12 protein-coding genes are annotated in these 12979 nt (G+C 73.9%); 9 read left to right on the top strand and 3 right to left on the bottom strand.

The features are described 5' to 3' along the window. The first annotated feature begins 19 nt into the window (after window positions 1–19). Genes AA0Z99_RS10475 through AA0Z99_RS10465 form a run of 3 tightly spaced genes read left to right on the top strand, consistent with a single transcriptional unit; the run spans window position 20 to window position 2714 of the window. Window positions 20–1330 carry an MFS transporter gene (locus AA0Z99_RS10475; protein WP_413317099.1) on the top strand — a complete coding sequence of 437 codons (1311 nt, stop codon included), beginning with the start codon at window positions 20–22 and terminating at the stop codon, window positions 1328–1330. Between the two features lie 52 nt (window positions 1331–1382). Next, the gene (locus tag AA0Z99_RS10470) at window positions 1383–2162 is read left to right on the top strand and encodes a hypothetical protein (RefSeq protein ID WP_413317097.1); all 780 of its coding nucleotides are present in this window, start codon (window positions 1383–1385) and stop codon (window positions 2160–2162) included. Between the two features lie 51 nt (window positions 2163–2213). After that, window positions 2214–2714: a glutathione peroxidase gene (locus tag AA0Z99_RS10465; RefSeq protein ID WP_413317095.1), complete on the top strand. Its 501-nt coding sequence runs from the start codon at window positions 2214–2216 to the stop codon at window positions 2712–2714. A 107-nt stretch (window positions 2715–2821) separates the two neighbouring features. On the opposite strand, the gene AA0Z99_RS10460 is transcribed toward AA0Z99_RS10465, so the two are convergent. After that, window positions 2822–3982, bottom strand: coding sequence for an acyl-CoA dehydrogenase family protein (locus tag AA0Z99_RS10460; RefSeq protein WP_413317093.1), 1161 nt, complete (start codon window positions 3980–3982; stop codon window positions 2822–2824). Window positions 3983–3991: 9 nt separating this feature from the next. After that, window positions 3992–4777: an SDR family NAD(P)-dependent oxidoreductase gene (locus AA0Z99_RS10455; protein WP_413317091.1), complete on the bottom strand. Its 786-nt coding sequence runs from the start codon at window positions 4775–4777 to the stop codon at window positions 3992–3994. Between the two features lie 154 nt (window positions 4778–4931). Here AA0Z99_RS10455 and AA0Z99_RS10450 point away from each other — a divergent pair, with 154 nt between their 5' ends. The 3 genes from AA0Z99_RS10450 to AA0Z99_RS10440 are packed head-to-tail and all read left to right on the top strand — an operon-like array spanning window position 4932 to window position 8058. Then, a complete protein-coding gene (locus AA0Z99_RS10450) occupies window positions 4932–6152 on the top strand; it encodes an acyl-CoA dehydrogenase family protein (RefSeq protein ID WP_413320840.1) in 1221 nt (406 codons plus the stop codon). Next, the gene (locus AA0Z99_RS10445; protein WP_413317089.1) at window positions 6149–7255 is read left to right on the top strand and encodes a 3-hydroxyisobutyryl-CoA hydrolase; all 1107 of its coding nucleotides are present in this window, start codon (window positions 6149–6151) and stop codon (window positions 7253–7255) included. The genes AA0Z99_RS10450 and AA0Z99_RS10445 overlap by 4 nt, the downstream gene beginning before the upstream one ends. Beyond that, a complete protein-coding gene (locus tag AA0Z99_RS10440) occupies window positions 7252–8058 on the top strand; it encodes an enoyl-CoA hydratase-related protein (protein WP_413317087.1) in 807 nt (268 codons plus the stop codon). The genes AA0Z99_RS10445 and AA0Z99_RS10440 overlap by 4 nt, the downstream gene beginning before the upstream one ends. A 102-nt stretch (window positions 8059–8160) precedes the next feature. Here the strand turns inward: AA0Z99_RS10440 and AA0Z99_RS10435 are convergent, their stop codons facing one another. After that, window positions 8161–8727 (bottom strand): MarR family winged helix-turn-helix transcriptional regulator, encoded by a 567-nt coding sequence (locus tag AA0Z99_RS10435; protein WP_413317085.1) that lies wholly within the window; start codon window positions 8725–8727, stop codon window positions 8161–8163. 84 nt (window positions 8728–8811) lie between these two features. Here AA0Z99_RS10435 and AA0Z99_RS10430 point away from each other — a divergent pair, with 84 nt between their 5' ends. Genes AA0Z99_RS10430 through AA0Z99_RS10420 form a run of 3 tightly spaced genes read left to right on the top strand, consistent with a single transcriptional unit; the run spans window position 8812 to window position 12823 of the window. Then, window positions 8812–9588 (top strand): electron transfer flavoprotein subunit beta/FixA family protein, encoded by a 777-nt coding sequence (locus AA0Z99_RS10430; RefSeq protein ID WP_413317083.1) that lies wholly within the window; start codon window positions 8812–8814, stop codon window positions 9586–9588. Between the two features lie 11 nt (window positions 9589–9599). Further along, the gene (locus tag AA0Z99_RS10425; protein WP_413317081.1) at window positions 9600–10571 is read left to right on the top strand and encodes an electron transfer flavoprotein subunit alpha/FixB family protein; all 972 of its coding nucleotides are present in this window, start codon (window positions 9600–9602) and stop codon (window positions 10569–10571) included. A gap of 2 nt (window positions 10572–10573) precedes the next feature. Beyond that, on the top strand, window positions 10574–12823 hold the full coding sequence (locus AA0Z99_RS10420; RefSeq protein ID WP_413317079.1) for a cytochrome b/b6 domain-containing protein: 2250 nt from the start codon (window positions 10574–10576) through the stop codon (window positions 12821–12823). Window positions 12824–12979: the final 156 nt, after the last annotated feature.

The following is a 12979-nucleotide window of genomic DNA, read 5'->3' as shown; positions in this document are numbered from 1 at the left end:
AGGACACAGGAGTCCAGCCATGACCACCACCGCATCCGGGCCCGATGCCCCGAAGGCCCTGGCCGCCAAGCCGCCGTCGCCCTTGCGCCGCCCCGCCTACCGGCGGCTCATGGTCGGCTGGTTCGCCACGAACCTGGGCGACAGCGCGCTCTCCCTCGTCCTGGCGATCTGGGTGCGGGAGCTGACCGGCTCCGACGCGGCCGGCGCCCTCGTGTTCCTGTTCATGGGCCTGCCCGCGCTGCTCGCGCCGTGGGCGGGGCAGCTGGCCGACCGCGTGCGCCGCCGTCCCCTGCTCATCGCCACGAACCTCGGCGTCGCCGCCGTCGTGCTCGCGCTGCTGCTCGTGCGCGGGCCCGAGCACGTCTGGCTGATCTACGCCGTCACCTTCGGCTACGGCCTCTCCGCCTACCTCACGAGCGCAGCGCAGTCGGGGTTGCTGCGCGACCTGCTGCCTGACGAGGAGATCGGCACCGCCAACGGCATCTTCACCTCGATCGACAACGGCATGCGCATCGTCAGCCCACCGCTCGGCGTCGGCCTCTCCGTGCTCGCAGGACCGTCGGCGGTCGTCGCCGTGTCGGTCGCCGGCTCCCTGGTGATGGCGCTGGTGCTGCTCACCGTGCGCATCGAGGAATCGGCACCCGAGCCGCGCGGCGAGGGCGAGACGCATTGGCAGGAGGTGTCGGCGGGGTTCCGCGAGCTGCTGCGGGATCCGCTGCTGCGCCTGCTGACCGTCGCGGCCGCCGTCGGATTCGGCCTCACGGGCATCCTGAACGCCACCGTCTTCCCGCTCATCGAGCAGGGGCTGCAGGCCGGGCCGGAGGCGCTCGGGCCCGCGCAGGCGATCCAGGGGGTCGCGGCGCTCGCGGGCGGGCTGCTCTCGGCGCTGGTGCTGCGACGGCTGGGGGAGCGCCGGCTCTTCGCCTGGGGCATGACGCTCGTCGCCGTCGGGTCGTTCGCCGCGTACGCGCTCGTGCAGTGGCCGCTGCCGGAGGAGTGGATGCGCTGGGCGGGCATGGCGCTCGTGCAGTGGCCGATCGGCTTCGGCGTGCCGTGGGTCGTCGTTGGCCTCTCGACGCTGCGGATGCGACGCGTGCCGCGACGGCTGCAGGGGCGCACCTCAGCGGCGATGAACGTCGCCATCAACGTGCCGCAGATGCTGATGCTCGCGCTCGGCACGGCGGCGATGGCGGTGGTGGACCTCCGGTGGCTGCTGCTCGCGGCCGCCATCGGCGTCGCCGGCGCCGCGGTCGCCGTCTGGCTCGGCCGGGCGGGCGACGATGCCCGGGCGGGCGCCCCTGCGCACGACGGGCGTCCGACCAGCGGATGATTCCTTGCCCCCCAGTGGGGCCGCGGGCGCCGCACCGTGGCACGCTCAGGGCATGGCGCGCATCCATTGGACCTTCCCGGCAGCCGTCCTCTGCCTCGTCGGTGCGCTCCTCTCGGGCTGCGTGCTGCTGGGGCCGTCGTCGCCGTCGACGACCGTGGTCGATGCGAGCGGGCGGGAGGTCACCCTGCACTGGGAGGACTATCCCGCCGACGGCGCGCACGAGCCTGCCGATGTGCTCGCGGCGCCGCGCGCCGAGGAGGTCGAGGCGGCCGGCGAGTCGCTGCTCGGCGATCTGCGGGCGGCGATCGACGAGCTCGCGCCCGGGCTGTCGTGGCAGCGCGACGGCGAGAGCGGGATCTACCCCTCCGAGCAGAACGGCTACGGCGGCCCCTCACTGCATCGCCTGCACAACTCCGCGAGCGCCACGACGGACACCGCGCCCGACGACTGGGCGGCGCTCACGGCTGCGCTCGACGGGGTGCTCGCCGACCACGGCTACTCGCCGATCGTGTGGAGCTGGCACCGAGGCGCGACCGAGTGGCAGAGCGCCGCAGAGCGCGATGCCTCGATCATCGATCAGCACGGCACGCTCGATCCGGACGCGATGTGGATGTGGGACGGCACCGCCCAGCAGGGTTCGATGTGGGTCTCGATCGTCGTGCAGGACCCCGAGCGAGGCGCGGGGCCTGCTGCCGGAGCGCCGCCCAGGGGCGACGAGCTGCTCTCGCTCGCCGTCGGGGGCATGGTGATCTCGGCAGACGACGAGCAGGCGTACCGCGACGGCGTCGCGCCCTTCGAGGGGCTCGAGCGCCCGACGCCCGCCGAGTCGTGAGGCGTCGTGGCACCTCGGGCGCCGCATAGGTCTCGCTGCCAGAGTGGCTCCATGACGAAGCTCAGCGACTTCCAGGCAGACGCGCTCACCGGCGGCGAGCTCGACCTCGCCGCGACCGACGGCAAGGTGGTGCTGGTGGTGAACACCGCGACCGAGTGCGGCTTCGCCACCCAGTTCCCCGGCCTCGAGCAGCTCTGGAAGGAGTACGAGCCGAAGGGGCTCGTGGTGCTCGGCTTCCCCTCGAACCAGTTCGGCGGGCAGGAGCCCGGCTCCGCCGAGCAGGTGGCCGAGACCTGCGAGCGCAACTTCGGCGTCACCTTCCCGCTGTCGGCGAAGATCGACGTCAACGGCGGCGGCACGCACCCGATCTACCGCTGGCTGAAGGGCGAGAAGAAGGGCATGATCGGCGGCGCGATCAAGTGGAACTTCACGAAGTTCCTGATCGGCCGCGACGGCACCGTGCTCGAGCGCTACGGCTCGGCCACCAAGCCGGAGGACATCCGCGCCGACATCGAGCGCGCCCTCGCCGCACCGGCATCCCCCGCCGCCTGACCCGACCGCCTCGCGTCGCCGCGACCGCCGTCCGTCAACCGGTGAGAGCGGCCTTCGACCGGATCATCCGGTCGGGCCGCCGCCTCGCCGGTTGACGGTCACCTGCGTCACGCCTTCGCGCGCTTCGCGATGTCGCGCGCGATGATCTCCTTCATGATCTCGGTCGTGCCGCCGTAGATCGACTGCACGCGCGAGTCGCGGAAGGCGCGCGCGATCGGGTACTCCTCCATGAAGCCGTAGCCGCCGTGCAGCTGGAGGCTGCGGGTGATGACCCGCTGCTCGAGCTCGGTCGCCCACCACTTGGCCTTCGAGGCATCCGCCGTGGTCAGGTGCCCCTCGTTGAGCGCCAGGATGCAGCGCTCGATGTAGGCGCGGGTGACGTCGAGCTCGGTCTCGAGCTCGGCGAGCGCGAACCGCACCGTCGGCAGGTCGCCCACGAGCCCGCCGAAGGCCTTGCGCTGGAAGACGTAGTCGCGACCCCAGCCATAGGCCGCCTCGGCCGACGACAGCGCACCGGCCGCGATCGAGAGGCGCTCGCGCGGCAGGCGCTGCATCATGGCGATCAGCCCCTGGCCCTCGTCGCCCACGCGGTTCGCGTCGGGCACCCGCACGTCGCGGAAGAACAGCTCGGCGGTGTCCTGCGAGTGTAGGCCCACCTTCTCGAGCTTGCGCCCGCGCTCGAATCCCTCCATGCCGTTCTCGACCAGGAACAGCGTGAAGCCGCGCGAGCCCGCCGCGGGATCCGTGCGCGCGAACACGAGCACCTTGTCGGCGTGGAAGCCGTTCGTGATGAAGGTCTTCGAGCCGTTCAGCACCCAGTCGTCCCCGTCACGCCGGGCGTTCGTGCGGATGCCCTGCAGGTCGCTGCCCGCGTCCGGCTCGGTCATGCCGATCGCCGCGATCGAGTCGCCGGTCGCCATCGGCGGCAGCCAGCGCTCGAGCTGCTCCGGCGTGCAGAGGTCGAGCAGGTAGGCGAGCACGATGTCGTCGTGCACGCCGAAGGTCGCGTTGACGGATGCGGCGCCGACCTTCGAGAGCTCCTCGCTGATGATCATGCGGAAGCGGTAGTCGTCGACGCCCATGCCGCCGTGCTGCTCGGGGATCGCGAGCCCGACGAGGCCAGCCTCGCCCATCGTCCGGTAGAGCTCGCGGTCGATCAGCCCGTCGGCCTCCCACTGGGCGTAGTGGGGCGCGACGTGGCGCGCCACGATCTCCCGCACCGTCTCGCGGAACGCCTGGTGGTCGTCGTCGTAGAACGTGGAACGCATCCTGATCTCCTATCGGGCCTGCATGCGGATCGCGCCGTCGAGCCGGATCGTCTCGCCGTTGAGCATGGGGTTGGCGATGATCTGGGTGACGAGCAGCGCGAACTCGGATGGGTCGCCCAGGCGGGCGGGGTGGGGCACCTGGGCGCCGAGCGAGTCGCGCGCCTCCTGCGGCAGCGCCGCGAGCAGGGGCGTGTCGAACAGCCCCGGCGCGATCGCGTTGACGCGGATGCGGCTGGCGGCGAGCTCGCGGGCGATCGGGAGCGTCATGCCGACGATGCCGGCCTTCGACGCGGAGTAGGCGGCCTGGCCGATCTGCCCGTCGAAGGCGGCGACGGATGCGGTGGAGACGATCACGCCGCGCTCCTCGCCGCTGCCGGGCTGCCCGTCGGGTCCCGCGACGGGCGCCAGCCGCGCCATGCGCTCGGCTGCGAGGCGGATCACGTTGAAGGTGCCGACGAGGTTGATGTCGATGACGCGCTGGAAGCGGTCGAGCGGGAACGCGCCCCGCGTGCCGCTCACCTTCGCGGCGTCGTTGACGCCGGCGCAGCTGACGAGCACGCGCAGCTCGCCCGCGGCCTCGGCGGCGTCGAGCGCTGCGTGCACCTGCGCCTCGTCGCGCACGTCGGCGCCGACGAACGTGGCGCCGTCGAGCCGCGCGACCGCATCCGCTGCCTCGGTGCCCGGGAGGTCGATCACCACCACCTGCGCGCCCTGCGCGAGCAGCGCCTCGGTGGTCGCGAGTCCGAGCCCCGATGCTCCGCCGGTGACGAGCGCCACCGAACCCCTGATCTCCATCTGTCCTCCGTCGCCGTCGACGCACTGACCGTATCCTGGCGCGCCGCGTCCTGGCGCGCCCTGCTGCCAGGATGATAGATATGTGGATGTCCACGCAACTGCGAGGATGCCAAAGCGACGAGGAGGTCGTGCCACCGTGAGTGACACCGCCACGATGACTGCCGGCACAGTGACTGCAATTGCGACGACGCCGAGCGCGGCCGACGCAGCCATCAGCGCGGAGGAGCGCGCAGCGCTCATCGAGGCCGTGCGCGACTTCGCCGACGCGCGCCTCGCGCCCTTCGCCGGCCAGCGCGACGCCGACCACGAGTTCCCGATCGCCACGCTGCGCGAGGCGGGCCAGCTCGGCCTCGGCGCCATCTGCGTGCGGGAGGACGTCGGCGGCACGGGGCTCAGCCGCGTCGACGCGATCGCGATCTACGAGCAGCTCGCGCGCGGCGACGTGGCGGTCGCCACCTACCTCTCCATCCACAACATGGTCGCCGGCATGATCGACGCCGAGGGCAGCGAGGAGCAGCGCCAGCAGTGGCTGCCGCGGCTGTGCGCCATGGACGACCTGGCGAGCTACTGCCTCACCGAGCCGGGCGCCGGCTCCGACGCGGCCGCGGTCGCGACGACGGCGGTGCGCGACGGCGACGACTACGTGCTCACGGGCACGAAGCAGTTCATCTCAGGCGCCGGCGCCTCCGCCGTCTACATCGTCATGGCCCGCACGGGCCTCACCGCGGCCGGCGGCGTCGACCCGGCACTGCGCGGCTCCCGCGGCATGTCGGCCTTCATCGTGCCGGCGGGCTCGCCCGGCCTCTCCTTCGGCGGTCTCGAGCAGAAGATGGGCTGGCACGCCCAACCGACTCGCTCGGTGATCCTCGACGGCGTGCGCGTGCCGGCGACCAATCGGCTCGGCGCGGAGGGCGACGGCTTCGGCATCGCGATGCGCGGCCTGAACGGCGGTCGCCTCGGCATCGCCGCCGCCTCGGTGGGGGGCGCGCAGTTCGCGCTCGAGCGCACCATCGACTACGTCAAGCAGCGCGCGACCTTCGGCCAGCCGCTCTCGACGCGGCAGCACGTGCAGTTCCAGCTCGCCGACATGGAGACCGAGCTGCAGGCCGCCCGCGCCCTGCTCGAGCGCGCGGCGATCAAGCTCGACGCGAAGGCGGCCGACGCCCCGACAGCCTGCGCGATGGCGAAGCGCTTCGCCACCGACGTCGGCTTCCGCGTCGCCGACGAGGCGCTGCAGCTGCACGGCGGCTACGGCTACCTGCACGAGTACGGCATCGAGCGCGTCGTGCGCGACCTGCGCGTGCACCGGATCCTCGAGGGCACGAACGAGATGATGCGCATGATCGTCGGCCGCGCCCTGCTCGGAGAGCGATGACGCGCGCGGCACCCCCCACCCGCGCCTCGCACATCCGCGCCGAGCGTCGCGGTGCGCTGGGCGTCGTCGAGCTCGCGCGACCCGAGGCGCTCAACGCCCTCACCCACGCGATGGTCGTCGACATGGCGGATGCGCTGCTCGCGTTCGCCGCAGACCCGGCCGTCGAGCGCGTGCTCATCACCGGCGCAGGGGAGCGGGCGCTCTGCGCCGGCGGCGACGTCGTCACGTTGCGCGACGACGTCGACCGCACGCGCGGGCAGGGCGCCGCGAGCTTCTGGCGCGACGAGTACGCGCTGAACGCGCTGATCGCGCGGTTCCCGAAGCCGGTCGTGGCGCTGCAGCACGGCATCGTGTTGGGCGGCGGCGTCGGCATCTCGGGCCACGCGAGCCACCGGGTCGTCACCGACACGACGCGCATCGGCTTCCCCGAGGTGACGATCGGCTTCGTGCCCGATGTCGGGGCCACCTGGCTCCTCACCCGCCGCCGCGGCGAGCTCGGCACCCGCGCCGCGCTCACGGGCGACCACTTCGGCGCGGCCGATGCCATCGCGCTCGGGCTCTCCGACCGCTACGTCCCCGCCGACAGGCTGGCCGAGCTCGTCTCGCGGCTCGAGACGACGGATCCGGGCGACGCCATCGACGCGCTCGCCAGCGCGCCGCCCGAGGGCGGACTCGAACCGGCGCGGGCGCTCATCGACCACGCGTTCGCGAGCGACGACCCGGCGCAGATCGTGGAGCGGCTGCACGCCGCGGGCGAGCCCGGGCGCTCGCTGGCCGCCACGATCGAGCAGCGCTCGCCCTTCGCCGTGGCGGTGACGCTCGCGGCGCTGCGGCGGGCGCGGCGGTTGGGCTCGCTGGAGGAGGCGCTCGTGCAGGAGTACCGCGTCTCCCGGCACACCTCGCTCGCGGCCGACTTCAGCGAGGGGGTGCGCGCGCAGCTGGTCGACAAGGATCGCGCGCCGCAGTGGCGCCCGGGCTCGCTCGCGGGCGTCACGCCTGCCATGGTGGAGGCGTGCTTCGCGCCGGTGCCGGAGGGCGACCTCGAGCTGCCCGCGCCGGCCGCCGCTGCTGACGCCCGATCGCTCGATGAGGAGACCGCATGACCGTGCCGACGAATGCGGAGCAGACGAACGCCGCGTACGAGACCATACGGGTCGAGCGCTCGGGCCGTGTCGCGTGGATCACGCTCGACCGGCCGGATGCGCTGAACGCCCTCAACACGCAGCTCATGCACGAGCTCGTCGCCGCCGCGACCGAGCTCGACCGCGACGACGAGGTCGGCGCCATCGTCGTGACCGGCTCCGAGAAGGCGTTCGCGGCCGGCGCCGACATCAAGGAGATGTCGTCGAAGTCGACCGCCGAGATGCGCGAGGCGGACCACTTCGGGCCGTGGCTCGAGTTCGCGCGCGTCGAGACACCGGTCATCGCCGTCGTGTCGGGCTACGCGCTCGGGGGCGGCTTCGAGCTCGCGCTGATGTGCGACGTGATCCTGGCCGCCGACACCGCGACGTTCGGGTTCCCGGAGATCGGCCTGGGCGTGATCCCGGGCATCGGCGGCACCCAGCGCATCGTCCGTGCGATCGGCTACCCAAAGGCTGCAGAGCTCGTGCTGACCGGCCGCCGCATCGATGCGGCAGAGGCGGATGCCCTGGGCATCGTCTCGCGCGTCGTGCCCGCAGCCGAGCTGCAGGCTGAGGCCGAGCGGCTCGCCGAGGCGATCGCGACCAAGTCGCTGCCGGCGCTGAAGGCCGCCAAGGCCGCGCTCGACGCGGCGCTCGAGACGGGGCTCGAGGAGGGCCTCGCGCTCGAGGCCGAGCGGTTCACGGCGCTGTTCGACACCGCAGACCAGAAGGAAGGGATGGCGGCGTTCAGTGAGAAGCGCAAGCCCGAGTTCCGGCATCGCTGACCCTTCGACACGCTCGGCGGCCTCCGGCCGCGGAGCGGCTCAGGGACCGCTGTGGTCGGCTGAGCCGCTGCGCGCCCGCCGGGCGCACAGCGCGTCGAAGCCCTACAGCGGCTCCGGCGCCGGCCGCGGATCCTCGAAGTCGCCCGACCGCTTCCGCAGCAGCGCGATGATCCGCACCAGCTCCGCGAGCTCCTCCGCCTCGAGCCCGGTCTCGGCGAACGCCTCTTCGTTGAGCGCGGCCGTGGCCCGCTCGACGAGCGCGCGCCCCGCATCCGTCAGCGTCAGCACCGTCGCCCGGCCGTCCGTGGGATGCCGCTCGCGCGTCACCAGCCCGTCGCGCACGAGACGGTCGACGGTGCTCGTCACGCTCGTGGGGTGCACCTGCAGCCGCCGCACTGCGGACTGCATGGGCATGCGGCCCTCTCGCGTGAACGCGAGCAGCCGCAGCACCTCGAAGCGGGCGAACGACAGCGAGAACGGCCGCAGCACGCCCTCGACCCGCGCCTCGAGCAGCTGCTGCGCCCGGTTCACCGAGGTGACGAGCGTCATCCCGGGCGCCGCGTCCGCCCATCCGTGGTCGAGCCACTGGCGCCGGGCCTCGGCGATCGGGTCGATCTGGGCAGGGCGCTCGGTGCGCACCGGTCGATCGGCCCTGGTCGGCTCGCTCATCCGCTCCTCCTCGTCCCGCTTCACCGTAGCGCCAGCCGCGCACCCCACCACGACCGCGCCCCACCCCCAGAAGGGAGCCCGCCGATGAAGATCGTCGTGCTCATCAAGCCCGTGCCCGACACCTACGGCGACCGGGTGCTCGACCTCGAGACCGGCCTCGCCGACCGCGCTGCGAGCGAGACGGTGCTCGACGAGATCACCGAGCGCGCCGTGGAGACGGCGATCCGGCACGCGGAATCCGCCGCCGACGTCGAGGTCGTCGTCATGTCCATGGCGCCGGCCGACACGCAGGCGACCCTGCGCAAGGCGCTCGCGATGGGCGCCGGCTCCGCGGTGCACGTCACCGACGAGCGGCTCGCGGGGGCCGACATGGTGCGCACCGCCGAGGTGCTCGCCGCCGCGCTCACCCGCACCGGCTTCGACCTGGTCATGACCGGCAATGGCTCGACCGACGGCAGCGGCAGCGTCATGCCCTCGATGCTCGCCGAGCTGCTGGGCCTGCCCGCCATCACGCGGCTCGAGACGATCGAGATCACGGCGGATGCGGTGCAGGGCACCCGCGCGACCGACGGCGGCACGATGACGGTCACCGCGCCGCTGCCCGCGGTCGTCTCGATCAGCGAGCGCATGCCCGACCCGCGCTTCCCGGCGCTCAAGGGCATCATGGGCGCGAAGAAGAAGCCCTTCGAGGTGCTCTCGCTCGACGACCTCGAGGTCGAGGTCGACGAGACGGCGGCGCCGCGATCCATCATGACCGCCGTCGCCGCGCGCCCGCCGCGCGAGGCGGGCGAGATCATCACCGACGAGGGCGACGCGGGGGAGCGGATCGCCGCGTTCCTCGCCGATCGCCGACTGGTCTGAGGAGCCCCGACATGCCGAACATCCTGACGCTGCTGCTCGCCATCTCCGGCGACAGCCCCGAGCTCGCCGACGGCGCGGCCGAGGCGCTCGGCGCCGCCGCTGCCGTGGGCACGCCCGTCGCCGTCGTGATCGCTCCGGCCGAGGCGCTGCCGCAGCTGGCGGAGCGCGCCGCTGCGCTCGGCGCCGCAGAGGTGCTGACCGCCGCCGTCGACGCGACGCAGCTCGGCGTTCCCGTCGTCGACGCGGCGGCCGCGGCGGTCGCGCGCGTGGCGCCGGAGGCGGTGCTGGTGCCGCACTCGATCGAGGGCACGGATGCGGCCGGTCGCCTCGCCGCGCGCCTGCGGGCGCCGATCGCGGTCGACGCGATCGGGCTCGAGCGCGACGACGAGGGTCTCGTGGCGCACCACAGCGTCTACGGCGGCGCCTACGCCGTGACGTCGGCGGCGACCTTCGGGCCGCTCGTCGTGACGCTGCGGCTGGGGTCGATCGACACCCGTGCGGAGGCCGCCTCGGCGCAGGTGAGCGAGCTCGCGGTCGAGGCCTCAGGCCGGCCGGCCGCTGTCGTGCAGGGCTTCGAGCCGGTGCAGCAGGTCTCCACCCGCCCCGATCTGCGGGCAGCGAAGAAGGTCGTCGCCGGTGGCCGCGGCCTGGGATCGAAGGAGCAGTTCGTGCTCGTCGAGCAGCTGGCCGATGCGCTCGGCGCGGCCGTCGGCGCCTCGCGCGCGGCCGTCGACGCGGGATACGTGGAGCAGTCGATGCAGGTGGGCCAGACCGGCACGTCGGTGTCGCCCGACCTCTACGTCGCCCTCGGCATCTCCGGCGCGATCCAGCACCGGGCCGGCATGCAGACGGCGAAGACGATCATCGCGATCGACAAGGATCCGAGCGCCCCCATCTTCGAGGTGGCCGACCTCGGCGTCGTGGGCGACCTCTTCTCGATCGTGCCGCAGCTGATCGCGGCGCTCGAGGCACGGAGGTCGTAGCGGTGACCGACGGTCAGGCTCCCACCGGCACGCTGCGCCGCGGGCTGCCGCGCACGCCCGGCGGTGAGCCCTGGCCGCCAGAGGGCGTCGTCCCGGCCCTCGCGCCGGCGCCCGCTGCTGCGACCGCTGTTGCGGCGCCCGCTGCGGCGCCCTCTGCGGCGCCCTCTGCGGCGCCCGGTGCCCTCGCCCAGGCGTCACCGGCCGACACCGATCCTGCGGCCGAGCCCAACCGCCCGTCGGCGAGCGACCAGGACAGCCAGGCGCTCCCCGAGCCGCCGCCTGCGGCCAGCCTCGCGGCGCCGAGTCCCGCCGCCGGGGAGGTCGCTGCGCCGAGCGCCGACGATGCGCTGACGTCGCAGCAGACCACCGCAGGAGGCGCGGGCACCGCGGCAGCCTCGGTGACGCTCCGTCGCGGCCTGCCGCGCGTCGCCGGAGGCGAGCCCTGGCCGGCGGCCGGGGTCGTCGCCCAGGTGCCATCCCAGGCGGTCGCTCAGGCCGTCGCCCAGGGCGACGCGCACGGTGCAGCAGCGCCGGGCCAGCGGAGCACAGGCACCTCGTCCGCGGCGCCGGGGCCCGGAGGCGACGTCGCCGCCCACGCGGCGACGAGCGGCGAGCGCGCCAGCACGAGCCCCGAGGCGCATCCCGCAGCGGCGCCCGCGGAGCAGGAGGCGGCGACGGCACCCACGCCGACCTCTGGGCGAGCGCCCTCGCGGAGCTCTGCGCCGGAGTCCGCGCCGGAAGTCGCGCCGGAGTCCGCATCGGAGTCCCGCGCATCGAGCGCGCCCGGAGCGGCCCCCGCGCTCCGCCGAGGCCTGCCTCGCATCGCGGGCGGTGAGCCGTGGCCGCCGGCGGCGGCAGCGCCACCGCTCGCCTCGACCGGCGCCGATCCCAGGGTCGAGTCGACGGCGCCCGTCGCTGCTGCTGCCGACGCCCCGCAGCACGCCGCCGCCGGCGAGCCCGTGGCGCCCCAGCCGGTGCCGGCTCAGCCGGCCGCGGCTCCCGGCCCTGCGCCCGCCGAGCCGACCGCGGCGGCGCCCGCGCCTTCCGCGGCGGCGCCCGCGTCTCCCGCGCCAGCGCCCGTCGACCCGGCCGCTCCGGAACCGGCTTCCGTCGAGCCGTCCGCTCCGGAACCGGCCGCTCCGGAACCGGCGCCCGTCGGCCTAGCCGCCCGCGAGCCGGCCGCCCCCGAACCCGTCGCCGCAGGGCCCGCCGCGCCCGCGGGCGCGGCTGCCGAGCCCGCTCGGGCCACGCCGTCCACCGCGAGGCCGGCGGCCACGAAGACGCCCACCGCGAAGCCCGCGGCCACGAAGGCGCCCACCGCGAAGCCCGCTGCGACCGCACCCGCCGCGGCCGGCATCCGCCCGACCACCCGTCGAGAGTGGGTCGCTGCCAGCGTGCTGGTGGCGCTCGCGGTGGTGGGCCTCGCGACGATCGTCGTGGCGCTCGCCCGCTGGGTCACCGGCCTCGAGCCCGTCGCGGCCTTCGTCGAGCAGTACCACGGCACCCCTCCGCTGCCCGAGGGTGCGCCCGTTGGCCTGCCCGCGTGGCTCGGGTGGTCGCACTTCTTCAACGTGCTGCTGATCGCGCTGATCATCCGCTCGGGCCTGCAGGTGCGAGCCGAGCGGAAGCCGCCCGCCTACTTCACGTCGAAGCGCACGGGAGCGAAGGTCTCGCTGACCGTCTGGCTGCACACGAGCGTCGACGTGCTGTGGATCGTCAACGGCCTCGTCTTCGTCGTGCTGCTCTTCGCCACCGGGCAGTGGATGCGCATCGTGCCCACCAGCTGGGAGGTCGTGCCGCACGCGATCTCGGCCGCGCTGCAGTACGCGACGCTCGACTGGCCGGTCGAGGACGGCTGGGTGAACTACAACGCGCTGCAGCAGCTCGCGTACTTCGCGACGGTGTTCATCGCTGCGCCGCTGGCGATCATCACCGGCCTGCGCATGAGCACCTGGTGGCCGAAGGGCGCCGAGCGGCTGAACCGCGCCTACCCGATCGAGTGGGCGCGCGCCGTGCACTTCCCGACGATGCTGTACTTCGTCGTGTTCATCGTGGTGCACGTGCTGCTGGTGCTGACCACCGGGGCGCTGCGCAACCTCAACCACATCTATGCGGCGCGCGACGCCGACGACTGGCTCGGCTTCGCGTTCTTCGCAGGCTCGATGCTCGTCGTGGTCGGGGCGCTGCTCCTGGCCCGGCCGGCGCTGCTGACCCCCATCGCGAGCCGCTTCGGCTCGGTCACCGCGCGGTAGCCCCCGCCCCCTGCCTCCGCCGCCACCACCGAGTGGCGCCCCCCCCGCCGCTGAGCGGCGCCTCCCGCAGGTGAGTGGCGCCTCCCGCAGGTGAGTGGCGCCTCCCGCAGCTGAGTGGCGCCTCCCGCAGGTGAGTGGCGAGCGGATGCGCCCCAA

The organism is Agrococcus phoenicis (assembly GCF_047302415.1).
Lineage (GTDB): Bacteria > Actinomycetota > Actinomycetes > Actinomycetales > Microbacteriaceae > Agrococcus.
The sequence above is the reverse complement of the archived record's forward strand: the minus strand, read 5'-3'. Positions and strand labels throughout refer to the sequence as shown.

Bases quoted from the DNA above. Each gene is read 5' to 3' on its own strand.
- AA0Z99_RS10430 (WP_413317083.1), top strand. From the start codon at position 8,812: ATGAAGATCGTCGTGCTCATCAAGCCCGTGCCCGACACCTACGGCGAC.
- AA0Z99_RS10470 (WP_413317097.1), top strand. From the start codon at position 1,383: ATGGCGCGCATCCATTGGACCTTCCCGGCAGCCGTCCTCTGCCTCGTC.
- AA0Z99_RS10460 (WP_413317093.1), bottom strand. From the start codon at position 3,982: ATGCGTTCCACGTTCTACGACGACGACCACCAGGCGTTCCGCGAGACG.
- AA0Z99_RS10475 (WP_413317099.1), top strand. From the start codon at position 20: ATGACCACCACCGCATCCGGGCCCGATGCCCCGAAGGCCCTGGCCGCC.
- AA0Z99_RS10455 (WP_413317091.1), bottom strand. From the start codon at position 4,777: ATGGAGATCAGGGGTTCGGTGGCGCTCGTCACCGGCGGAGCATCGGGG.
- AA0Z99_RS10425 (WP_413317081.1), top strand. From the start codon at position 9,600: ATGCCGAACATCCTGACGCTGCTGCTCGCCATCTCCGGCGACAGCCCC.
- AA0Z99_RS10450 (WP_413320840.1), top strand. From the start codon at position 4,932: ATGACTGCCGGCACAGTGACTGCAATTGCGACGACGCCGAGCGCGGCC.
- AA0Z99_RS10465 (WP_413317095.1), top strand. From the start codon at position 2,214: ATGACGAAGCTCAGCGACTTCCAGGCAGACGCGCTCACCGGCGGCGAG.
- AA0Z99_RS10435 (WP_413317085.1), bottom strand. From the start codon at position 8,727: ATGAGCGAGCCGACCAGGGCCGATCGACCGGTGCGCACCGAGCGCCCT.
- AA0Z99_RS10445 (WP_413317089.1), top strand. From the start codon at position 6,149: ATGACGCGCGCGGCACCCCCCACCCGCGCCTCGCACATCCGCGCCGAG.
- AA0Z99_RS10440 (WP_413317087.1), top strand. From the start codon at position 7,252: ATGACCGTGCCGACGAATGCGGAGCAGACGAACGCCGCGTACGAGACC.